We start from the raw sequence: 23,076 nt of genomic DNA on the forward strand, positions 1-23,076 counted from the left end.
ATTAATTTAAATAAAATTAGTGAAAATACTTGTCAAGATCCTGGAAATTTGGTAAACTAGCTTAGTAACAATCTATGGCTCGGAAAGAGACCATGGCAGAAAGGAAATATTGCAAAATGAAAAAAGATATCCATCCAGAATATCGCCCTGTTGTCTTCATGGACACTACTACTGGTTACAAGTTCCTCAGCGGTTCAACTAAGTACTCTAGCGAAACAGTTGAATTCGAAGGTGAAACTTACCCATTGATCCGTGTTGAAATTTCATCAGACTCACACCCATTCTACACTGGACGTCAAAAGTTCACTCAAGCAGATGGACGTGTGGATCGTTTCAACAAAAAATACGGTCTCAAATAAGAACCAACACAGAACCACTTCCCTTTCGGGAGTGGTTTTTTTGATCTCCGTTTCCTCTATTGTGAATGCACAAAAGAAGAGGTTAGGATGTTTGATCCCAACCTCTTTTTTCATCTTAATGGAACTGCATTCCACCATCCACGATAATGGTTTGTCCTGTGATGTAGTTTGAATCAGGTCCAGCAAGGAAGCTAACCGCTGCTGCTACATCTTCTGGTTCAGAAAGACGTTTCAAAGTGATATCTTTAGCGAATGTTTGCATACCCCATTCGTCGTCTTTGCCCGCGTTCTTACCAACTTCATGAGCAATGTCAAACATCATTGGAGTCTTAACGATACCTGGTGCATAAGCATTGACAGTGATTCCTGAATCCGCCAAGTCACGCGCCAAGGTTTGCGTAATCCCACGAACAGCAAACTTGGTCCCACCATAAATAGTCAAGTTTGGATTTCCGACAACCCCTGCTTGTGAAGTCGCATTGATGATCTTCCCACCATGACCCAGTGCTTTGAACTGAGCTTGAGCTGCTTGTGCACCCCAGATCACGCCACCAACGTTAATAGCAAATGTACGTGTAAATTGTTCTTCTGTAATCGTATCAAGTGGTGTAGTTGGCGCAACACCTGCATTGTTTACGACAACATTCAAATCACCAAAATGGTCAACAACTTTTCGGAAAGCTGCACCCACTTCTTCTTTTTTAGACACATCAGCTACGACTGCAAAAGCATTATCTGCTGACAACTCAGCAACTGCTTTTTCAGCTGTTTCAGCATTGTAGTCCAATACTCCGACCTTGAAGCCATCTTGCACCAAACGTTTTGCGATTGCAAAACCGATTCCTTGACCAGCACCTGTGACAATAGCTACTTTAGACATATGATTCCTCCTTGGTATCAACGATACCAGCAAACGTTCCTATCAGAACAGCAAGGGTTGACAACTAGTTTTGATGGGGTCTATTATAAATATCCGACAAAACTATGCTAACAGTATACTCTTTTGTGAAAAATATTTCAAACTCTAGCCTGTTTTTTGAAAAAAATAGTTTATTTATATGATATTTTTATTTAGTGATAAGTGAACGAAAGCGTGAAATAGAGTATGGCTTTTAGCCAAAACAGATAACTGTCCTATTCTGAAAGCTACATAAAAAGCCTTCTTTCGAAGACTTCTCTTAAACTATTCGTTTGATTGATACCTTTAGTCATCAGACTCCGCAAATACTTGAGTGGCTTTGACTGCTTTCTTCCACCCCTTGTACAGCTCTTCCTTACGAGATTCATCCATCTTGGGTTCAAAGATTTGGGCTGCTCCATGAAGAGATTTTAATTCTTCCAAGTCCTTCCAATAGCCTACGGTCAGACCTGCTAGGAAGGCCGCTCCTAAAGCCGTTGTTTCCAAGTTTTTCGCGCGGGCAATCGAAATTCCAAGAATATCTGCCTGAAACTGCATTAAATAATCATTTTTCGCTGCTCCTCCGTCTACTTTTAGGACAGGGATAGGAGTTTTGGCATCTACCTGCATGGTGTCGATGATATCGCGTACTTGATAGGCAATGGATTGAAGGGTTGCTTTGATAAAGTCTTCCTTGGTCGTTCCCCGGGTAAGTCCGAAGACAGAACCACGCGCCTCTTGATTCCAATATGGTGCTCCAAGACCAGTAAAGGCAGGAACCACATAGATTTCATCCTGGTTCTGAGACTTCAGAGCATAGGCCTCAGATTCAGGTGAACTGTCGATCATACGCAGGCCATCGCGGAGCCATTGAATGGCACTTCCAGCGATAAAAATAGATCCTTCAAGGGCATAGTAGACCTTGCCATTGATCCCATAACCAATCGTCGTCAACAGGTTATTCTCTGACAACTGCATCTCTTCACCCGTATTCATAATGATGAAAGAACCAGTTCCATAGGTATTTTTGACCATACCAGGTTCAAAAGCCAATTGACCAAAGAGGGCGGCTTGCTGGTCTCCTGCCATCCCCGCAATCGGTACTTGTCCACCGTAGAAATGGAAAGGCGCTGTCTTGCCATAGATTTCAGAGTTTGAACGCACCTCAGGAAGCATGGCTTTAGGAATGTTGAGGATTTCTAAGATTTCATCGTCCCATTTCAGTTCCTTGATATTGTAGAGCATGGTACGGGCAGCATTGGAATAGTCTGTCACATGGGCTGCTCCATCCGTCAGCTTCCAGACCAGCCAAGTATCAATGGTCCCAAAGAGCAATTCTCCTTTTTCCGCACGCTCTTGTGCTCCTTTAACATGATCCAAAATCCAACGAACTTTAGTTGCTGAAAAGTAAGCATCTATGACCAAACCTGTTTTTTGGTGGAAGGTTTCTACATAGCCTTGGTTTTTGAGCTCTTCAGCTAGTGGAGCAGTTTGCCGTGATTGCCATACAATAGCATTGTATATAGGAAGACCCGTATTCTTATCCCAAACAACTGTCGTTTCCCGTTGATTAGTAATGCCGATCGCCTCGATTTGATTGGGCTTGATGCCACTTTCAATAAAGACTTCAGCGATCACCGACTGAACAGAGTTCCAAATCTCATTGGCATTGTGCTCCACCCAACCAGCCTGCGGAAAAATCTGAGTGAATTCCTTTTGACTAGAGCTAACTTGCTCGCCTTTTTTATTAAAAATGATGGCCCGCGAACTAGTGGTTCCCTGGTCAATCGCCATGATATAGGTTTCTGGTGACATAAACTGTCCTCCTAAATTAGGTACTTAAACATCTTGTTCTTTCATAAACTAGTATACTCTATTTCATCTAGGATGTGTATCTATTTTTTTAATAAATTACAGTCTAAATTTTCCTTCTGCTTCCAACTCTATCAGATCAAATTAAAAGAGCCCTAAGGCTCTTCCTAGTATTTCAAATGCTTATGATCTGCTCTGATCCAACCGATTTAAAAATTCCATGGTTGGGCTGTCTTGGTAAAGTTCTTTTAGAGGAATCTTATGATAGGCAGAAATCTCTTCCGATGTGACACCGTAACGAATCAGGAGATCACAAATACGATTTAAATCATGACGTAATTCATCCGTAATGAGGACATTATCGCTCGTTTCTTTTGTTTTCCAATAATAAGATGGCAGAACTTCCTTGGTTTCTATTAAAATATTTTGCAATAAAGTTCCCCCATGACTATCCTTCTGAGAGATATCTGCTCCAAGTTCTAACATTTTTTTAAAAACCTTGAAGGATTGGTCAGCCTTTTCCTTAGACGAATACATCTCATATTGACCATTCCAACGTTTGATCATGCGCCTGCAGTCAAATACAGCTCTTCCACCAGCAGTTTGGATGACCGGTTGACAAAATGGATTCAGCTCTGTCGGTTCTTCAATAAAGTTAAGATCTGCCCCTCTATCAATGAGTAAGTCCGCAATATCTAAATGTCCCGATTTAATAGCGACTTGAAGAAGGGATTGGCCTTGATCTCTTTTAGGTTTGTCACCCGAAACAGCATTGACTTCTTCAGGCTTTTTATCCAATATTTGACGGACTCCTTCGATATCTCCTCTTCGCAATAACTGAAAAGTTTTTTGCATGGTCTTTTCCCCCTTACCTAGTAAATAAATATCAGACTGTGTTAAAACTATGGTCCTACCTCTAGTTTCTTCGTTAAACTGATTATACCATTTTATGGACTTCTTTATGAAGTCCTATATGCTGGAATGCGTCATTAGCTAAAAAGTTTTATTTTATCACCATATAAAAAAACCTCCCACTGAAATTGGATGAGTGAACTGCACCCCAAAAGTTAGACAGAAAAAAATCTAACTTTTGGGGTGTTTTTATTATGAAATTAACTTATGAAGATAAAGTTCAGATCTATGAACATAAAAAACAAGGGCGAAGCTTCAAAGAGCTTTCAAATCAATTTGGGATAAACATTTCTAATCTTAAGTACATGATTAAATTGATTGATCGTTATGGAATAGAAATCGTCAAAAAAGGAAAGAATTGTTACTATTCTCCCGAACTAAAACAAGAAATCATTGATAAAGTTCTGCTTGAAAGTCGTTCACAAATAAAGGTATCTCTAGATTATGCTCTTCCAAGTGTTGGAATGTTGCATAATTGGATAGCACAATATAAGAAAAACGGGTATACTATTGTTGAGAAAACAAGAGGAAGGATACCTAAAATGGGACGTAAGCCAAAGAAGAAACCCGAAGAGATGACAGAACTAGAACGTCTTCAAGCAGAAAATGAGTACTTGAGAGCGGAGAATGCGGTTCTAAAAAAGTTGAGAGAACTCCGATTGAGGGACGAAAAAGAGCAAGAAGAAAAACGGAAATTGTCCGAGGATTGGTAACAGAGTTTGCTTTAGAGATTCTTCTAAAGATTATTAAGCTTGCCCGTTCAACTTATTATTATCATTTAAAACAGCTCGATCAAAGCGATAAGGATTATGATGTTAAAGTTGAAATTCAATCTATTTTTACTGAGCATAAAGGGAATTACGGCTATCGTCGAATGACTCTTGAATTGAGGAATCGTGGTTTTGTAGTGAATCATAAGAAGGTCCAACGTCTGATGAAGGTCCTTGGTTTAAGTGCTCGTATTCGTCGTAAACGGAAGTATTCTTCATACCAAGGAGAGATTGGTATGAAAGCAGATAATCTTATTCAACGCCAATTTGAAGCAACCAAGCCAATGGAAAAGTGCTACACAGATGTGACCGAGTTTGCCATTCCAGCAAGCAATCAAAAACTTTATTTATCGCCAGTTTTAGATGGTTTTAATAGCGAAATTATCGCCTATAATCTTTCGACTTCACCGAATTTAGAACAAGTGAAAGCTATGTTAGACCAGGCCTTTACTGAGAATCATTACACAAATACAATTCTTCATAGTGATCAAGGATGGCAGTATCAACACCAGTATTATCATCGTTTTTTAGAGGATAAAGGAATTCAACCGTCCATGTCACGTAAAGGAAACAGCCCAGACAACGGCATGATGGAATCCTTCTTTGGCATTTTGAAATCGGAAATGTTTTATGGTTACGAGAATACATTTAAGTCACTTAACCAATTGGAACAAGCTATTGTAAACTATATTGACTATTACAACAACAAACGAATTAAGGTAAAACTAAAAGGACTTAGTCCTGTGCAATACAGGACTAAATCCTTAACTTAAATTATTTGTCTAACTTTTTGGGGTCAGTACAGAGAGATTGAAGGCTTTTTTATGATTTTCGTATAGCCACTAGCCAAGAGGATAATAGGATTTCGAAAATAACTAGAAGGATAATCTGAGTAATAGAACTCTGAACCAGCATAAGGACAGCCAGACTATCGATCAGCATATGAGCGAGGATACAAGGAACAGCACCTTTCGAGTACTCCTTGAGAGCTCCAAATAGGAAGGTATTCCCTAAAATCATCAAGTAAAAGATGAGATAGTTGGACGAACCTGCTGTAATCCAAGGGAGTTGATAGATAGGAATATGCCAGAGGAACCAGACAAGGGAAAGAACCATCATTTTAGTTATAAAGTGCTTGCTAAAGGAAAGATGCTCTTGTAAAAACCAACGCCAACCGACTTCTTCTAGACCGCCATATAATAAGGTCCAGGGGAAATAAAGAAAGAAGGCCAAGAGGGAGTTCCCAGTAAAGCGAACATTCATGAGCAGGATGGAGATCCCATAATAGATGACGGGGATGAAGAAAGCTAGGATCCAGGATAGGGGACTTTCTTTTTGAAGAAAGACCTTCTTGAAAAATTCACCCAAGGATTTGACTTCCCTCAACACAAGAGAAAAGACAGCAGCCATCATCATGGGAATCAAGTTCATTAGGATAAACAGTAGTGAGGCACCCAAACTACTCCTATCTGGGAAAAAGAAAAGGATCACTTGCCCCACTAGAAATGTAGCAAAGAGGGCAGTCAGTGCATACCAAATAGCGACTGATTGTTTTGAAATAAATTTGCTCATTTTTCTTCCTTTACAGTTACATACTTCTTTCTTGCAATCATGATTGCTAAACTAATAATAAGAATTTTACTGACGATAGACAGCCATACCTCTTCATTCGCTATCATCTGAGACAAGGAATTGATACAGGCATGGGTCATGACACAGATCCATAAATTTTGCGTTTTATGATACAAGGCCGACAAGATAAAGCAGTTAGTTAACAGACCTACTAAAAACGGAAACAATTGAATGACAGCTAAAGAACCATCGATATAAAAGTATAGTAGATGCCAACTAGACCAAGCTAAAAAGGTGATCACAGTAGCTGAAAGATAAGGTATTTTTTCCTCCAAAGTTGGTTGAAAGAAATAACGCCAGCCAATTTCTTCAACTCCACCAAAAAGAAGAGCCTTAAAAAAGAGTACTACTGGCAAGATCAACGATTGACTGGTGATCTTACCACAAAAGATAAAGGGGAAAAAGTCGAGCAGCAAGAAAACAAGCACCAAACAATAATTTGCTAAACTGTCTTTGACTTGAAAAAAATCTTTTAGAACTTGTTTGAAACAAGATTGATGGTAACTAATGCTTGCAAGACTGCCCCACAAAGCTAATGACAAGCCACCTACAATAATAGCGATGATCCCAAATGATGATGTAAAATCAACCTTGACTCCTCCTGCTCTTAAAAACCACACCAGAAGGCTAACTCCTAATACTTGACCAAAGGTCCCTATCAAATACATGGAAAGGGCTTGCTTTCTATTCATTCGTGATTCCTTTTTCTTTCAATAATTACCAGTGCTATCTACCTTAAACCCATACCTACCAGCATTTCGTTTGAGCTTCTCCACCAGCTCTTCATTCCGCTTGCTTTTTCCAAAAAAGATGGGAATAGTCTTTCCATTTCTAAGCTCGATATAAAAAGCATAGCGAGCCCCGCCACCAGATCGTCCACGAAAAATTGCATAGGTGATTTGCTTGATCTCTTTCAGTGGGATCATTCGCCGACTGAAACACAGAGCGACATGGATATAGAAGATTCCACGGTTAATATGGAAGGGAGCAAAGAAGGGACCTCCACTACGTTTCACGATTGCCCTTCTTCTCAGGAAAAGGAGAAGAGTGAAAACGAGCAAGAAAACGAGCACAAATAGAATCGGAGCATACTCCATTATCTTTCTAAATTCTAACACGCTGTCCTTCATCCTCTACTTCATCTCAACCCATTTTTCATTATCCATGATAAAGGGCTTAGCCAGACCTTCGCCTGTGTAGTCTTGGTACTTGGTCTCTAAGTATTTGTAGACATCTTCCTTGGTCGCAAACTTGATGGCTTGATAGGGTTCTTCAAAGGTCAGCTTTTCGACAAAGAGATAGCCGTCCTTGGCAGGAACCAAGACACCGACGTGCCCGACAAATAGTGTGTTACCATCTAGGTTGTCATGAACGATGACAGAAAGCATGCGCGCATTTTCATTGAACTTGAAATTGGCAAAATACTCTTCCATCTTCTTGGCATGGACCTTGACATCCGTTGTAGCCTCTGTCGGAACCCGTGAATACAGAATGTTAAAGGCTTCCTTGTCAGCCTCATCAAAGACTTTCCCTTTTTCAATCGCATCATTGTCCACGAACAAGAGCTCACTATCAGCTTTCATCTTAGGAATCTCGATGCGATTCTTCAGAAGAGTATAGCTATTGATCCGGCAGTTAGTCCCGACGAAATCGCCCTTTTTCTTGGTCCACAAGTCACTGATCTTCTCAACATTGTAGTCTGTTTTCTTGAAGGTGCTGAAGTCACCCGTCAAGCCGACCGAGCCGACAATGCTATCGTAATCTGTTACCAGACCCAAAAATTTATCTACACTGTCCTGATCCAAATAAGCAGACAAGAGAGTCCGCACTTCTTCGACACTCGCCTTGCTGTTGAGGTTGCTGTAGGTGCCCTTGTAGCGCTCTTTGTCTGAACTAGATTTCTGCACAGTAGAACTTTCCTTCTTTTCCTTAGATTGCTTTTGGTTGCTACCACAAGCCGCTAAAGCAAAAATCGCCAAGGCACAGCTAGTAAGGAGCATGATTTTTTTAGATGGTTTCATAAAGTGGTTCCTTCTCTATTGATTAAAATGTTTGTACTATAAATTTTTCATATCGATAATCCTTTTCCTCTATTATAGTTTAAAACTGGCTTTGCTCCAACTATTTTTTACGAAATGAGAAAAGTTTATAAGTAGCAAAAAAGAGCTGGCAAACTGTCCAGCTCTTCAATATGTTACAAAAATCAAAATTAAAATTATTGTTTAATTCGACCAATCTATTTTTGCATGTTCTATTGCATACTCAGCTTCTTCTTGAGTAAATTTTCTTTTTTCAACAAGTATTTCTAATATCTTTTCTTTCGTAATCTTGCGACCGTTTGCATAAGATTCCGCTTCTTTCACAGCGTCCTCCTTCCAATCGAAATTAACATGTTCTTCAGCATAGTCAGCCTCTTCTTGAGTAAATAGTTCAACATTTATAAGTTGCCAAACTAATTTTTCTTTTGAATAACGATACCTTTGAAGTGATTTTGCTGCTAAAACAGCCTGCTCTTTCCAGTCCATATTAAGCTTATATATAGCGTACTGGTTAGCTCCTTCTGAATAATTATAAATCTTTATTTTATTTTTGATAGCCTGCTTCGAAATAGGAGAATCCTTTGACAGTTGCTTAGCTGTTGCATATGCCCTTTTAAATTCTTCTTCTACTAAAGTTGGATGAAAAAGTTTTTTCACAAGCAAATTAAATAATAATTCTAAATCGTCCTTATTTTCATCACTTGAAGAAGAGTATTTTTTATAATCATAATTCTGCGTACTAGAACTTGAAGTAGCGTATTCTTGTTTTGATGATTCAAAATCATCCTTATTTCCATCACTTGAAGAAGAGTATTTTTGTACAGGATTAGTCAACTGTGATCCTGAACGTGAATTTATCCATTTGTTATAATTTATTTCATAATCAATTACTATAAGAGCTAGCATTCCTGCAAATAATCCAAAAATTGTAAAAATAAATATCAAAAACTTTTTCATCATGACTACCTTTACTTGTTTTTCTCCAATGAAATTTTCATCCCTCTGGAACTGCTTTCATTAGTATTATATCATGAAATATTGTTCATTTTTATTTACTAGTGTAAAAGTCTCTATGGCTAGTAAATAAAAAAGTGACTACATTTCAACTGCAATCACTCGTTTATTTGTGAGATAAAAAACAAAGTATTATAAAAGATTATTTAATCTTATGTTTGTTCATCTTTTCTTCAAAGATGCCTGTCATAATCTTGCGGAGCTCTTCTCCTTCTTTTTCAGGAAGTTCTCCTTGACGTTTCGCCACGGCATAGAGTTCAGGGTATTGCTTGGCTACACGCTCAACTGTCTTGGTCGTCGCATGCCCTCTGACAAAGAAAGGAATGCGCTTGATCCATTCTTGCGGCACAAGGGCGAGCAATTTCTTCGCCGCTTCCTTATCAGAAATCTCAGCCGTACTTAAACCTTGGTTGATTTGTTCTTGTTCTTTTTCTGTAAAATCATTTAATTCCATAGTAAACTCCTCATTTGTTTATCTAAGGCCACATTATACACCTATGAAGGGGAAAGTACAACTAAAGGATTTCGGAAAATAGAGCAAGGGTAAGTCAATACCTATTTGTACTTTTCTATCTCCGTTTTTAATAGACTGAGCATGCTAGCATGGTGCTCTTTGACACAATCATTGTCCCATTTTCGATCATATTTCTTGAGCAGGTCACTCATCACCTTCAATTTGGGACTTTGCTCTATTACACTTGGATCAGGTTATTTTTTTAAGAATCAGCATTCGAATTTACTTTAAATCGTATTTCCAGTCTTCTCCATCTTGGTAGTAGAAAAATTCAGACAGGTCTTCTTCAAGAAAGATACGAAGCATATCCTCCATATCTAAGGAGAGGTCTAGATTTGGTAATTCTTTCAGGTCCTCCCACCAGACTTCCCCCTCTTCAGAGGATATTAAGTCTCCTTCAAACTTTTCTGTCTTATAAAAGAGAACTACATAACGAATGTCGTCTTACACCCAATCTTTCATTCCACACATCTGGGGAGAAGCGATCCTTAAGCCAGTTTCTTCCTTCACTTCACGGATTACTGCTTCCGTAAATGATTCTCCCACTTCGACATGACCACCAGGAAATGTAATGCCTGGCCAGTCCTCTTTTTTACGATCAATAACAAGAACTCTATCGCCGTCTCTTACCATACAAAGATTTGTAAACTCTACGGTCTCATTCATACAAATACTTTCTAACTATGTTTGTCTTTTTTCTTTAAGGATAGGATAAACAAACTCTACCCTATTCTTCTTTTTGTTGGACTTGCGTATGGGCTAGCAGGTCTCCTAGATGGCTCTTATCTTTCCTAAACATCGTCATTGCTAGTAGCAAAACTGCGAGTAAAGTCGCTGAAATAGAAAGGACAATGAATAACACATCAAAATTACTATAGAAGCCATGAATCGTGCCCATATGACCGAGTTGCCAAGGTAAAAATTTGATGACGTTTCTGATCAAGCTAGCCTGCACTGTTTTTTTCTGGTAGACCAGTTCAAGTCCCGCTTTTGCCTTCCCAAAACTGCCATCATTTTTATAATCCAAGAATGTGAACAAGAGCGTAATTGGCAAAACAGAGGTGAAAAATACAAGCCACTGCGACTGAATCTCTGTAAACTTTGGGACGCCATTAAAAAAGATGATGTAAATAAGCATCGAACCTAAAAACAGAAGTACTAAATAAGCTAGAATGAAAAGATAATCAAACAGAAATTCTGTCATTCTTTTTTTAAACGAAATAGGATTGATTACTGACATCTTCATCACCGTCTCCCTCTTTCTCATCTCCTATTATAATATAAGGGTGCGAATAAAGATACTATTTATAAAAAGAAGCCCGCAATCTCTTGTACTGACCCCAAAAAGTTAGACAAATAATTTAAGTTAAGGATTTAGTCCTGTATTGCACAGGACTAAGTCCTTTTAGTTTTACCTTAATTCGTTTGTTGTTGTAATAGTCAATATAGTTTACAATAGCTTGTTCCAATTGGTTAAGTGACTTAAATGTATTCTCGTAACCATAAAACATTTCCGATTTCAAAATGCCAAAGAAGGATTCCATCATGCCGTTGTCTGGGCTGTTTCCTTTACGTGACATGGACGGTTGAATTCCTTTATCCTCTAAAAAACGATGATAATACTGGTGTTGATACTGCCATCCTTGATCACTATGAAGAATTGTATTTGTGTAATGATTCTCAGTAAAGGCCTGGTCTAACATAGCTTTCACTTGTTCTAAATTCGGTGAAGTCGAAAGATTATAGGCGATAATTTCGCTATTAAAACCATCTAAAACTGGCGATAAATAAAGTTTTTGATTGCTTGCTGGAATGGCAAACTCGGTCACATCTGTGTAGCACTTTTCCATTGGCTTGGTTGCTTCAAATTGGCGTTGAATAAGATTATCTGCTTTCATACCAATCTCTCCTTGGTATGAAGAATACTTCCGTTTACGACGAATACGAGCACTTAAACCAAGGACCTTCATCAGACGTTGGACCTTCTTATGATTCACTACAAAACCACGATTCCTCAATTCAAGAGTCATTCGACGATAGCCGTAATTCCCTTTATGCTCAGTAAAAATAGATTGAATTTCAACTTTAACATCATAATCCTTATCGCTTTGATCGAGCTGTTTTAAATGATAATAATAAGTTGAACGGGCAAGCTTAATAATCTTTAGAAGAATCTCTAAAGCAAACTCTGTTACCAATCCTCGGACAATTTCCGTTTTTCTTCTTGCTCTTTTTCGTCCCTCAATCGGAGTTCTCTCAACTTTTTTAGAACCGCATTCTCCGCTCTCAAGTACTCATTTTCTGCTTGAAGACGTTCTAGTTCTGTCATCTCTTCGGGTTTCTTCTTTGGCTTACGTCCCATTTTAGGTATCCTTCCTCTTGTTTTCTCAACAATAGTATACCCGTTTTTCTTATATTGTGCTATCCAATTATGCAACATTCCAACACTTGGAAGAGCATAATCTAGAGATACCTTTATTTGTGAACGACTTTCAAGCAGAACTTTATCAATGATTTCTTGTTTTAGTTCGGGAGAATAGTAACAATTCTTTCCTTTTTTGACGATTTCTATTCCATAACGATCAATCAATTTAATCATGTACTTAAGATTAGAAATGTTTATCCCAAATTGATTTGAAAGCTCTTTGAAGCTTCGCCCTTGTTTTTTATGTTCATAGATCTGAACTTTATCTTCATAAGTTAATTTCATAATAAAAACACCCCAAAAGTTAGATTTTTTTCTGTCTAACTTTTGGGGTGCAGTTCACTCGATTCCAGGCTTCTTTCTTACTGCTCTTCCCTATAAATAACAAATCCATTTGGTTGGATGGTTAATTGTTCACCAGAGACGCTCCCCAGACTGATCAGATCTACTTGTCCTCTTTCTAAGACAAAGTCTGTCTTCGAGTGGTTAAAGTAGGCTTTGAGAAGATAGCCTTCATGCTGCCATTCTACTACTACTACATCTGGCTCTACTTCTTTCAGAGTCACTTTACCATGCTGGATAACGCCCGCTACTTCTTTTCTGAGCTGGATCAAGTCCTTCATAAAGGTCAGCATATCATTGTCCGCTGACACGCGCTCCCAAGGCATAACACGGCGACAATCTGGGTCTGGACCACCGATGAGGGCTAGCTCCGTTCCATAATAGATACAAGGCGTTCCGCGTTGCAGATAGAGGAAGGCGAGGGCAGACTTGACGGACTGAAGATCGCCTTTGGCCGTCGTCAGGATGCGCTCTGTATCATGGGAGTCCAAGAGGTTGAACATGACCTCAGAGATTTGTTGCCTGTAGTACATAGACTGGCTATTGATCTCCCAAATGAAGCGTTGCGTCTCCTTATGGCTCCGCAGGAAATAATCCTTGATACTTTCAGAAAGGGGATAATTCATCACCGCATGAAACTCATCACCATTGAGCCATGGTTGGGACGAATGCCAGATTTCCCCGAGGATATAGAGGTCTGGCTTCTTGGCCAAGATCGCCTTACGGAAATCTCGCCAGAATTGATGATCGATTTCATTGGCCACGTCCAGTCGCCAAGCATCAATATCAAACTCTTCAATCCAGTATGTCGCAACCTTTAAGAGATAGGCCTTCACCTCTGGATTAGCCGTATTGAGCTTGGGCATATAGCCCGCAAAGGCAAAAGCATGGTAAGACAAGTCGCGACTATTCCACAGATTGTCTGAGGAGACAGGGAACTCTTTGATATGGAACCAGTCCTTATAAATCGAATCCTCCCCGTGTTTGACCACATCCTGCCATTGGGGTGATTCATAGCCAATATGGTTAAAGACAGCATCCAGCATGATCTTCATCCCACGCACGTGAGCCTCTTTCACCAGCTGGCGGAAGGTTTCCTTATCTCCAAAATGTCGATCAATTTCAAAATAATCAATGGTATCATACTTGTGGTTGCTCGGCGATTCAAAAATCGGGCAAAGGTAGAGCCCTGTAATTCCTAACTCCTGCAAGTAGTCCAAGTGATCGATGATTCCCTGCAAATCTCCACCAAAGAAATCCAACATGGTAGGGGCAATTGACGCATCCCAAGGACGGACACCTTCTGGGGAAATGGATGGATTCCCATTTGCGAAACGCTCAGGAAAAATCTGGTACCAAACTGTCTGAGCCACCCAATCCGGGACGGCGCAACCATCAATCTCATGGATAAAAGGAAGCTTAAAACCGTTCATGACGAAGTCCAAGTTCTCCTTGGTGTAGGCTACCACACCCCGGTCTCCGTACAAGATCTTCTCTCCCGCTGTGTCCTCTAATTCAAAGAGGTACTGGATCCGAGCATGGCGGACAGATACCGACACTTGCCAATAATCAAAGAGGTCGTCTGTCGTCACCTTGTCCATTTCCTTAGTTGCCTCATAAAGATCTTCTATAAAAATAAAGGGATCCCCATAGTGTAAGACAATCCGTTTGATATCTTCTTTCTTGGTCCGGATGCGAATGTGGAGCTGGCCATCCTTATAAAGATAGGCGTACTCTGATTCAGGCCGGTGGTAAATCGCTGTTAATTCCATCTGTCTCGTCTCCTACTATACTCTCTTTTCATCATTTACCGTTTTATGCAAACGATTACATAAAATCATTTATTAGTATACAACTTTATGAAAAGGTTTGCAATATGTTGAGAGAGATAATTTTAGACTACTAACTTTATAAGATTGTAATGCACACAAAAAGCCCAGCGATTGGGCTTAAAAATTTTTGTTGAAGCAATGACTTTACCTTATAAGCATCACTTTATACTGTTTCCTACTAAAATATACTACAGATCTATATTTCTGTTAATAGTTTATTGAACAGTTGTTCGAGCTTACTAATATCTCCATAAACTGTTCCATCCATATATAAGTGATAGATATCATCATCTAAACCAATTGAAATTTCACATTCATAGCCTTTCATCAAAGCTAAAGAACGGATAACTTCTCGTTGAGTACGACCATTTCCTTCTCGAAATGGGTGAAAATAATTTAGATTATCTAATATCTCAGCTAAACTTTTACAAATCTCAATTTTATTATTTGCGTTAAGTAAATAGTTTGAAAGCAAAGTATTTAAAAATTTTTCTGCCATATCAAAAGACTGAACTGGCATAAAAGCATTTCCACTTTTAGAGATATTTACTTGACGGTATTGACCTGCCCAAGTATACATTCCTTCAAAAAGAAACTTATGAATCTTTAAAATATCTGAAACAGTATTTACTTCAATTGGATTAATAAACAGTTTTAAACTTTGGCTTGCTACTAAACGATATTCTAATTCTCGTGCTTTATTATCATTTTTCTCATTAAATTTATTTATGAGAACAGATGAATGGGGATAGGTGTATAAATTATCAGGGTCTATATAATCATACCCATCATATATTTTTCTGACCATTATCCAACTCCTAATGCAACTGCCTCTTCTCTCAGTCGCTCCACGTCTTCTACCGTGGGATGCCATCCTTCAATCATATTGGTGCTAAGAGCAAACCAGACGCTCTTAAAAACCTTTTTGTTGTCAAAAATCACACCCATAATCATCATTTTTTCTTTATCTACATCTAAGGTCATATTCTACCTCCGTCCTATTATTATAGCATATTTTCAATCATTTTAGTTCTCCTATTTAGAACTTACCCTACACAAAAAGCCCAGCGATTGGGCTTTCTCATCATCTAAATGACTGATACTCATTCCTTACTTGTATGCCGTTTTCCAAGACTGAGCGCTTGCTCTTCTGACATTTCAACTACTTTCGCAAAGTTGGTATTTCGTGGCATGCTATCTTTAGAATACCAATAAACATCAGCACTCCCATTTCTGGCCACATAAACAACTGGAGCTAGTTGACGAGTTGGCTGTGAAGGCTCTACAGGTTGAACTGGCTGTGCAGGCACTGCTGGCTGACTCGGTTGAGGGGCTTGACTTGGTTTCGTCTCTATAGAAGGACTGGCTGGTTGTGGTTGACTACTTGGTTCCGTCGGCACTAAAGATGGCTTGGCTGTCCCCTTCAGATAGTCAATAGTCGCATTCTTAGAGTAGTTATCCAAGGTAACAGTGGTGATCCCATAAGCATCTACCGACTCTTTGGGACTACTTAGATGGATAGGCAGAAGGTTGCCATCTCGATCAATTCCTACATATTGCAAGGTCACCTGCCGAGGGATCAATTCATCCCCCGTATAGACAGGCGTCACCTTATAATCCAGCCAATAATTGGGGTGGGTGGCCAGCCAGCTATCGAGTCGTTTCTCGTAGTAGAGCATGCCCTCCACATTACTATCCGCTGTCCCTTTATAATTCCCCGTATTGGTCCAGGCAGTTAGAGGAACCAGATTTTTCCCTTCATCGGTCAGACCGCTAAACTGATAGCCAATCAGATGCCCTCTATGGAACAGCCAGGCCTTCTTCCCTTTGTTTCCATAAGCAATCTTATAATTGTGCCAGCCAACCGGATTATAGTTGAGACGTGGTTCTCTTTTTTTCTTTGGCTCATCCTTGTCCTGCAGCTGAATATGGGCTGAGGTCGCACGACCTAAATGATCAAAATCCCCCAGTACAAGCTGCTTACTGCCATTAAAAGGCAGTAGATGAAGTCTCTGGTAATCGAGGCCCGTTTGCTGAGCTTGAGCCCCTTGAACAATGGCCAAGGACATAAAAACCGAGACCATCGCAACAATAACATTTTTCAAAAATCGTTTTGTAACCATGATTGAAACTCCCACATTTCTATCTAGTGATATTATAGCAGAAAAAAGCGGTTACAAACATAGAAGATAGGCAATTTCTTCTCCTATGTCAATTAGATTTTTTAATAAGTTTATTTTTACTTTAATATTCTTTAGTGTATAACATATTGACTATTATTTTAATACATAAAATAATACACAGCTATTCTAAAACAACTTATATTCATACCACTCTTCATCTACTTTCTGAAATCCCAAAGCCAAAAACATTCTTTGACTTTGAGTATTAAAAGGATAAATTTGAGCAGTTACCTTAACCATTTCTTTCTCTTTGGCCAACTGTATCATTTCAGAAACACATCGTCTTCCGATCTGTAAATTCTGATACTCTTTGCTGATCACTATAGAAAGCTCTGAATTATCTTGAAGTGTCACATCTCCAACTAACACTCCCTCATATTGGATATAATAGCAAGAACCATGTGAAGATAGGTAATCATACATTTTATGAAGTTTTGTTACATCGTAAATCTGATCAGTATTATCCACTTGTTTGCAAACCTCACTATCTTGATACCAAAGAAGGGAGATCTCATCATTCCTATAATAGGGAATAAGTACTATCTGATCGTCTACTATTCTATTCATACTTACTCATTTCTTTCATCATAATGGGTTCCATTTACTTTTAGTTAATCTTAATATAAATATCCAGTCTTATCTCTGATGGATCTACTCCCGAATCACCTTGATTTTTCTTCTATTTGCAATGAAACTACTCAAGAAACTGATAATGGTAATCAGCCCAATGACAAGAGGGAAAATAAAAGTGAAATACATTTCAAAGCTTATCTTATTTTCTTGTAGCAATCCTGTTCTCCAAAGACCGATAGCAACAAAAATAGCCAGTCCCATCACAATCAAAGTTTGAAGGAAAGTTCTTTTTAGCATTTTTTTCTTCGCCTCTCCTACTTCATCTTCTGAAACCTCATAGATATCGAGTTCCAAACGATGAATCACCTGCTCTTGTTGGTACAGAGAGTAGCAAAATACTAAAAACGTGATCACACCGACACAATCTGTAGTGAACATGAAACTGAGCAGGAATCCAAGGATAATCCCCGACATAAAGAGCATGTACATGTTGTTCCCAAAGGTACTCAATTCTTTTTCCTTGTATTCGTCAAGCTCACCTGTAATATCGTAGAAGGCTTTAACACATTTCAATTGCCAGTTTTTATTCATCATCATCGATCCTCCAAAATAAAGAATTCAAATCCGTCCCAAGCTCTTTTGCCAGATTGATACAGAGATCTAAAGAAGGGTTATACTTCCCATTCTCAATCATATTAATCGTTTGCCTGGAAACTCCAATACTTTTTGCCAAAGCCAATTGAGAAAGACCAAGATTGACTCTGTATTCCTTCACCCGGTTCACTTGGCACCTCCTAATCACAAATGTGTCAAATATATTTGATACATTTATTTTACAATATTAGTTGTTTAATGTCAACTATATTTGACATCGTTTTCTAAAAATATTTTCTCAATTTAAAAAAAAAAAATTGAACTGCACCCCAAAAGTTAGATTTTTTTCTGTCTAACTTTTGGGGTGCAGTTCAGATTTCAAAATATTATTTTTAATTCTATTATTTGAATGTATGGTAAAATAACTAAAATAATGCTAAAAATCAACGTTAAAACGATAAATGCCACGCAAAGTAGCAAAAATAATGAAAATGCAACCTCTACTTGCTTGTGCTGTAATCATCGTTTATTCTATACTAAAATCAGTCATATTGCTACTTTATGACAAATTACATCATAGAATATAGAGGAGGTCATACAACATGACATTTGCTGAAAAATTAAAATCCATACGTAAACAAGTAGGGATGTCACAAGAACTTTTAGCTGAAAAAATCGGTGTATCAAGACAAGCTGTAACAAAGTGGGAAACAGGTGCTGGAATTCCAGATATCGAGAATATGATATCCATCTCAAACCTATTTAACATCTCTATCGATGAGCTAATCTGCAATGAAAGAACTAGTCTTAAGACAAGCGAATATCTTTTTGAGAGTATCACAGAGTATGATATCGATAAGATCAAGAGCTATGATATGAAATTTGGAGGCGCAGAAAAGTTTGTATTGTCCGGATACAAGGGAGAAAAGATTCGAGTTCGTCTGGTATCTAATCTTCTTTCTACACTTCAAAATGATTTTAAAGTAAAAATTGATGATAGTAGAAAAAGAATTGACCTAGATGTAAAACGTTACAATGGTGTAACAGAGGCAACGGCTAAAGAAACGGTCAGTATCTTTGTGCAAATCCCAACTCGCTATATTAGTCACATTGAATGCGCGGTTCGTTCAGAGTCTGTAGAAATTCACTCCCTAGAATGTGACAATATCGAACTCGACCTTAAAACATCTCGTATTACCCTAGAAGATATTTCAGGTAAAGTAAAAATAAATTGTAATCTTGATATGGAAGTATTATGTCATTCATTAAACGGTGAAATTGACATTAACCAGATTTCAGCAACATCCAGAATTCGTATTCCTGAAAACAGCCTATTTACTGCTGTTACCAAAGGGATTGGAACAAATATTTATTATGAAAAAAATGGGCAAAAAACTGAATCATTCGATTCACCCGATGCAGATAATATAATTGAATTGAATGGTATTAAGAGTGAACTAGTTATCTATACAACTGAAGAAAGAGGGTAACTAAATGAATGTAAATTATTTAAAAAGATACATCATCAGTTCTTATGTACTTGTTTGGGCACTCATTATTTTTGTAGCAGCTCCTGCAAGTTTAATATTTAAGGTTCCACCTGTTATCATGTGGATTGTACGAAATATCGTCGCATGGTCTCCATCATACCTTCTTTTATTTGGATGGAAGTATTTCAGGACTGATGAGAAAAGAACAACTTTCCTTAAGCGGTGTTTCTCTGCTAAAGTGTCGTTACTCCCACTTCTATCTTCATTTGGTCTTACATTTGGGCTCAGTATTTTATCACTCTTCCTCTACTCACTTATGACCCAAAAAACAATGTTCTCCTACATCAATCTAGGAACCGTATCATTGCCACTAAGTATATTCTTATCATTTACATCAGGTCCGACTGGTGAAGAATTAGGGTGGCGTGGTTATATGAGAGAAGAATTTAATAAAAAATATCATTTTTTAAAATCTTCTATTTACCAAGGCCTAGTCTGGTGTTTCTGGCATACACTTCTGTGGGTTGTAGATTCAAAATTTACGGACTGGCGGGCCGTTCCTTATATTATTGCTAATATAGTTGTGATTACATCTATTACTATTTGTATGAATATTATTTTGGAAAAATATAATAATCTGATTTATTCTATTTTCATGCATTTTGGCTTTAACATCGTTTATGTATTTTTGGATGCTGATATCGGATTTTTTATCATTTTGACCTTACTATACCTACTTATCACACCGATTGCAATTCATATACGAAATAAAACTGTGGAGAGATTATAATGAGAAAAATCCTCCATTAACCGTACAAAATTTTAAGCCCATTCTGAGAAAAAGCCAACAATTAACTTTTAAAATAAAATCACTTGCAAATTCCTTAGTTTAGTCATTATTTAATCTATCGCTATTTCACTCTATTACTGTTTCAGTAACAAGCTTACCCAATCAACAGTTCGAACTAAATATTTCATTTCGCAGAATCATAGAGTAGGCTCTAGGATTTTCAGTGATCTTGCGACAGTGACCATATCCTTGCCAAATATGAAATTTGGCTTGAGGATACTTTTGGGGGAGAACTTTTTTAGCAGCTATCAAGTCGAATTCTTTTGAACCATAAAAGAATACACAACTTTTTTGTTCCTCTGGCGTAAGGTTGGGCAAATCCACAAATGCACAATCATGGGAAATATGTTTGATGCTTTCTTCATCCATAGCAATGAAAGAATCTGCCATCATCACTCCTTTTTCTCCATAAAGTGAAACCATCTTTCGAACAGCTAGATCTCTGTTGCGTATAGCTTTTCTATGTTTTTTTAGCAATAGGTACCTAGTAAATACATCAAGCAAAGCTGATTTTGTCCATAAACTTACCCCCTCAAAAACAACCTTACCAAACCCGATATCCTTATATTTCAATAATTTTAGTAAAACGACTCCACCCAAGGAAGCACCGAACGCTAAACTCAAGTCTTTAATATGATGATCCTTTAAATATTCATAAATCATTTGGCTTTCCTTAAGAGCCGATTCGTAAATGGTCGAAGTTGATTGCCCATGTGCAGATAAATCCGGAATGATATATCTATACTCTTGTCCCATCTGATCTGCAATCAGCGATTTCATCCCTTGTGCAGAAGATAACATTGGATGGATTAATAATATCGTCTCCTTCTGATTAGAATTAAGATCAAGAATGTTCATTTTTTCCCACCAGATTTCCTTCCTTTACTACTCTTCTTAAGTTTCATCCAGATAAATATTGACTGCTAGGTATTCTTGCTTTTTAGCATAAGCAAATACATCTGAGGCTCTAATATAATCAAAAATATTTTCCTCGATATCTTCGTCCCAGGTCGCTTCACTGAAGATTTGATTATCTTCACTAGCTTCATAGAAAATATCAAGGTGAACTTGATAAAACTCTTCATCTTCATTTGGAGCTTGCCTTACTAACGATAGTTGAAACAAGGGTTTATTAGATATAGCTGAATATACCCCAGTCTCAAATAAAATCATCTCATCCTCAATAGGAACGCTACACAAATCTTCAAAGATTTCTACCATATCCTCTAAAGGCATCTTATCAGTGATTCTATCTTTTAAAAATTCAAGTGATTGCTTCATGCTTTTCCTCTTTCTACATAATTGCCATCAGAAACTGACTTAAAATTAAAAATGACTTATAAATCAAAGTAGTATCTTCTTATTGGAGTTGCTACTATAGATGCCATAACAACTATACCGATAACAATCCATAGCCAGATATTCCTTTGGGCCTCTTCGATGACAAAAGCACTAAAATAAAGGATCACCCAAAGTATAGACAGATAGAGAGATCCCACACCTAAAAAAAGCCCTGTCATCCAAGTGTAGGGAAATGGTTCCCTGATAAGATAATTCTCTAAAATAAAATAAGAAACAATCTCTCGAATTCACTTAACTTTCTTATCTCTAATCTAGATTTTAACTCAATAGAATGACTAATATCAGCTTGGAAAAAATCTATTAAAAAGGAGAACTCCTACTCCCTTCATTATACTACATAAATAGGATAAAAGACTGAACCATATAGTTTTTACCTTGGTTTCAGTCTTATTTTTTTATAAGAGCCACGTTGTAAAATGAAGTGCAACACAAAGTTCCTCATCCTACTTATAAAAAATCTTGGCCCAGTCCTGCTTTGCACTTAGGATACGAGCAACATACACTGTATGCTTCTCCATATAATAAAATGCGAGATAGTTCTCTATTGGCATATAACGATAGGGTTTTCCATCATTCGTCATCTCACCATACCCCCGGCTTGATACCAGTGGACACGCTTCTGGAAACAGTTCTAGGGTCTCAAGAGCATTTAATAGCAAATCGACTTTGCCATCTGCAGCTTGCTGGCTATAAAAATTCACAAGAATATAGTCGTGAATATCACGCAAGTCCTGCTTAGCTCGATCTGCAAGAAAGACCTGATAGCGTTTCAACTTAGTCAAGACCAAATTCCTTTCTCACATCGGCTACAGAAGTGACTTTTCCTTGAGCAATTTCCTGGTGCCCCACTAAAATCTCCTTCTTTAAGTCCTCAAAAGCCACTTGATACTGCGTGTTCTGCAAATCACTTGAAACAAATTCTCTTGGATCCACAGTCCCGTTGGCAATTTTTCGAAGTGCTGCATTCAGGACATCTGACACAGAAATTTTTTCATCTGCAAGTACTTCTTTTGTTTTCTGGTAAAACATCGCATCTGCGCGAAAATTCACTGCTTTCGTGTTTGCCATTTCTACCTCTCCTTTGTACATACAATTTGTATATACATTCTACCATACAAAAGAGAAGGGATTCAAGTGAAAAATAGATTCTTCTTTCACCGAATATAAGGTGAGATAGATAAGAGAGCTGAGTTTATGACTAGCGACAAATAGTTTTAAACAGAAAAAGGTGATAGATTGTTCTGTCTATCACCTTGTGTTTGCTATTGATCATCTTGTAATTGTGCTTTGCTTTTCTAAATCATGACACATACTCATCAATAATATTCTAAAGGGGAGGAATTATGTCAATATTTTGTCACATGCTTCATTTTATCTATGACCTCTCTTTCTTTTCTCGAAAATGAAAAGGTCTTTTTCAATCAAATTTTTTTAAAATAATCTTGTTCATGACGTTACGTAACGATGTATAATAG

26 protein-coding genes and 1 pseudogene are annotated in these 23,076 nt (G+C 37.9%); 4 read left to right on the forward strand and 23 right to left on the reverse strand.

Annotated elements, in window-relative coordinates:
* Window positions 1-116 precede the first annotated feature (116 nt).
* Entirely contained in the window at window positions 117-359 is a 243-nt protein-coding gene (locus AC6IZR_RS06430; RefSeq protein WP_003016441.1) for a type B 50S ribosomal protein L31, read from the forward strand.
* A 115-nt stretch (window positions 360-474) separates the two neighbouring features.
* On the opposite strand, the gene AC6IZR_RS06435 is transcribed toward AC6IZR_RS06430, so the two are convergent.
* The 3 genes from AC6IZR_RS06435 to AC6IZR_RS06445 form a co-directional block, all read right to left on the reverse strand.
* A complete protein-coding gene (locus AC6IZR_RS06435; protein ID WP_445285087.1) occupies window positions 475-1,239 on the reverse strand; it encodes a (S)-acetoin forming diacetyl reductase in 765 nt (254 codons plus the stop codon).
* A 324-nt stretch (window positions 1,240-1,563) separates the two neighbouring features.
* Window positions 1,564-3,072: a glycerol kinase GlpK gene (glpK, locus tag AC6IZR_RS06440; RefSeq protein WP_497848290.1), complete on the reverse strand. Its 1,509-nt coding sequence runs from the start codon at window positions 3,070-3,072 to the stop codon at window positions 1,564-1,566.
* Window positions 3,073-3,252: 180 nt separating this feature from the next.
* On the reverse strand, window positions 3,253-3,924 hold the full coding sequence (locus tag AC6IZR_RS06445) for an ankyrin repeat domain-containing protein (protein ID WP_497848291.1): 672 nt from the start codon (window positions 3,922-3,924) through the stop codon (window positions 3,253-3,255).
* 251 nt (window positions 3,925-4,175) lie between these two features.
* Here AC6IZR_RS06445 and AC6IZR_RS06450 point away from each other — a divergent pair.
* A protein-coding gene (locus AC6IZR_RS06450) for an IS3 family transposase (RefSeq protein ID WP_497848284.1) occupies window positions 4,176-5,524 on the forward strand; the annotation gives its coding sequence in 2 pieces (ribosomal slippage) (window positions 4,176-4,617 and window positions 4,617-5,524; 1,350 coding nt in all).
* Between the two features lie 49 nt (window positions 5,525-5,573).
* On the opposite strand, the gene AC6IZR_RS06455 is transcribed toward AC6IZR_RS06450, so the two are convergent.
* The 16 genes and pseudogenes from AC6IZR_RS06455 to AC6IZR_RS06530 all read right to left on the reverse strand — a co-directional run bounded on the left by AC6IZR_RS06455 (window position 5,574) and on the right by AC6IZR_RS06530 (window position 18,089).
* Window positions 5,574-6,323 carry a CPBP family glutamic-type intramembrane protease gene (locus AC6IZR_RS06455; protein WP_497848292.1) on the reverse strand — a complete coding sequence of 250 codons (750 nt, stop codon included), beginning with the start codon at window positions 6,321-6,323 and terminating at the stop codon, window positions 5,574-5,576.
* Window positions 6,320-7,075 (reverse strand): CPBP family intramembrane glutamic endopeptidase, encoded by a 756-nt coding sequence (locus tag AC6IZR_RS06460; protein WP_497848293.1) that lies wholly within the window; start codon window positions 7,073-7,075, stop codon window positions 6,320-6,322. The genes AC6IZR_RS06455 and AC6IZR_RS06460 overlap by 4 nt, the downstream gene beginning before the upstream one ends.
* An 18-nt stretch (window positions 7,076-7,093) precedes the next feature.
* Window positions 7,094-7,513 (reverse strand): hypothetical protein, encoded by a 420-nt coding sequence (locus tag AC6IZR_RS06465; RefSeq protein WP_497848294.1) that lies wholly within the window; start codon window positions 7,511-7,513, stop codon window positions 7,094-7,096.
* Between the two features lie 3 nt (window positions 7,514-7,516).
* The gene (locus tag AC6IZR_RS06470) at window positions 7,517-8,404 is read right to left on the reverse strand and encodes a DUF4300 family protein (protein ID WP_497848295.1); all 888 of its coding nucleotides are present in this window, start codon (window positions 8,402-8,404) and stop codon (window positions 7,517-7,519) included.
* A gap of 201 nt (window positions 8,405-8,605) precedes the next feature.
* Window positions 8,606-9,382 (reverse strand): Ltp family lipoprotein, encoded by a 777-nt coding sequence (locus AC6IZR_RS06475; RefSeq protein ID WP_497848296.1) that lies wholly within the window; start codon window positions 9,380-9,382, stop codon window positions 8,606-8,608.
* 196 nt (window positions 9,383-9,578) lie between these two features.
* Window positions 9,579-9,890 carry a hypothetical protein gene (locus tag AC6IZR_RS06480; RefSeq protein ID WP_497848297.1) on the reverse strand — a complete coding sequence of 104 codons (312 nt, stop codon included), beginning with the start codon at window positions 9,888-9,890 and terminating at the stop codon, window positions 9,579-9,581.
* Window positions 9,891-10,172: 282 nt separating this feature from the next.
* Window positions 10,173-10,616, reverse strand: a pseudogene (locus AC6IZR_RS06485) (8-oxo-dGTP diphosphatase).
* A 61-nt stretch (window positions 10,617-10,677) separates the two neighbouring features.
* On the reverse strand, window positions 10,678-11,217 hold the full coding sequence (locus AC6IZR_RS06490; protein WP_497848298.1) for an RDD family protein: 540 nt from the start codon (window positions 11,215-11,217) through the stop codon (window positions 10,678-10,680).
* Window positions 11,218-11,311: 94 nt separating this feature from the next.
* A protein-coding gene (locus AC6IZR_RS06495) for an IS3 family transposase (RefSeq protein WP_497848284.1) occupies window positions 11,312-12,660 on the reverse strand; the annotation gives its coding sequence in 2 pieces (ribosomal slippage) (window positions 11,312-12,219 and window positions 12,219-12,660; 1,350 coding nt in all).
* A 77-nt stretch (window positions 12,661-12,737) separates the two neighbouring features.
* Window positions 12,738-14,489, reverse strand: a complete 1,752-nt coding sequence (locus AC6IZR_RS06500) for a glycoside hydrolase family 13 protein (RefSeq protein ID WP_497848299.1) — start codon at window positions 14,487-14,489, stop codon at window positions 12,738-12,740.
* A 256-nt stretch (window positions 14,490-14,745) separates the two neighbouring features.
* On the reverse strand, window positions 14,746-15,357 hold the full coding sequence (locus tag AC6IZR_RS06505) for a Fic/DOC family protein (protein ID WP_497848300.1): 612 nt from the start codon (window positions 15,355-15,357) through the stop codon (window positions 14,746-14,748).
* A complete protein-coding gene (locus tag AC6IZR_RS06510; RefSeq protein WP_003017298.1) occupies window positions 15,357-15,533 on the reverse strand; it encodes a hypothetical protein in 177 nt (58 codons plus the stop codon). Before AC6IZR_RS06510 ends, AC6IZR_RS06505 begins: the two co-directional genes overlap by 1 nt.
* A 119-nt stretch (window positions 15,534-15,652) precedes the next feature.
* Window positions 15,653-16,672, reverse strand: coding sequence for a DNA/RNA non-specific endonuclease (locus AC6IZR_RS06515; protein ID WP_497848301.1), 1,020 nt, complete (start codon window positions 16,670-16,672; stop codon window positions 15,653-15,655).
* Window positions 16,673-16,858: 186 nt separating this feature from the next.
* Window positions 16,859-17,299, reverse strand: a complete 441-nt coding sequence (locus AC6IZR_RS06520; RefSeq protein ID WP_497848302.1) for a GNAT family N-acetyltransferase — start codon at window positions 17,297-17,299, stop codon at window positions 16,859-16,861.
* A gap of 84 nt (window positions 17,300-17,383) precedes the next feature.
* The gene (locus AC6IZR_RS06525; protein WP_049487679.1) at window positions 17,384-17,902 is read right to left on the reverse strand and encodes a DUF3278 domain-containing protein; all 519 of its coding nucleotides are present in this window, start codon (window positions 17,900-17,902) and stop codon (window positions 17,384-17,386) included.
* Entirely contained in the window at window positions 17,889-18,089 is a 201-nt protein-coding gene (locus AC6IZR_RS06530) for a helix-turn-helix transcriptional regulator (RefSeq protein ID WP_003003382.1), read from the reverse strand. Before AC6IZR_RS06530 ends, AC6IZR_RS06525 begins: the two co-directional genes overlap by 14 nt.
* 412 nt (window positions 18,090-18,501) lie before the next feature.
* On the opposite strand from AC6IZR_RS06530, the gene AC6IZR_RS06535 reads away from it, so the two are divergent.
* The gene (locus tag AC6IZR_RS06535) at window positions 18,502-19,389 is read left to right on the forward strand and encodes a helix-turn-helix domain-containing protein (protein WP_485648269.1); all 888 of its coding nucleotides are present in this window, start codon (window positions 18,502-18,504) and stop codon (window positions 19,387-19,389) included.
* Between the two features lie 4 nt (window positions 19,390-19,393).
* Window positions 19,394-20,179: a CPBP family intramembrane glutamic endopeptidase gene (locus AC6IZR_RS06540; protein WP_014713206.1), complete on the forward strand. Its 786-nt coding sequence runs from the start codon at window positions 19,394-19,396 to the stop codon at window positions 20,177-20,179.
* 162 nt (window positions 20,180-20,341) lie between these two features.
* On the opposite strand, the gene AC6IZR_RS06545 is transcribed toward AC6IZR_RS06540, so the two are convergent.
* The 4 genes from AC6IZR_RS06545 to relB form a co-directional block, all read right to left on the reverse strand.
* Entirely contained in the window at window positions 20,342-21,097 is a 756-nt protein-coding gene (locus AC6IZR_RS06545; RefSeq protein WP_497848303.1) for an alpha/beta fold hydrolase, read from the reverse strand.
* Window positions 21,098-21,133: 36 nt separating this feature from the next.
* Window positions 21,134-21,520, reverse strand: a complete 387-nt coding sequence (locus AC6IZR_RS06550) for a hypothetical protein (protein ID WP_049487687.1) — start codon at window positions 21,518-21,520, stop codon at window positions 21,134-21,136.
* A 524-nt stretch (window positions 21,521-22,044) separates the two neighbouring features.
* Entirely contained in the window at window positions 22,045-22,383 is a 339-nt protein-coding gene (locus tag AC6IZR_RS06555) for a type II toxin-antitoxin system RelE/ParE family toxin (protein ID WP_497848942.1), read from the reverse strand.
* Complete coding sequence (relB, locus tag AC6IZR_RS06560; protein ID WP_049497549.1) at window positions 22,376-22,669, reverse strand: type II toxin-antitoxin system RelB/ParD family antitoxin; 294 nt, start codon at window positions 22,667-22,669, stop codon at window positions 22,376-22,378. The genes AC6IZR_RS06555 and relB overlap by 8 nt, the downstream gene beginning before the upstream one ends.
* Window positions 22,670-23,076: the final 407 nt, after the last annotated feature.

This window comes from Streptococcus mobilis (assembly GCF_059727625.1).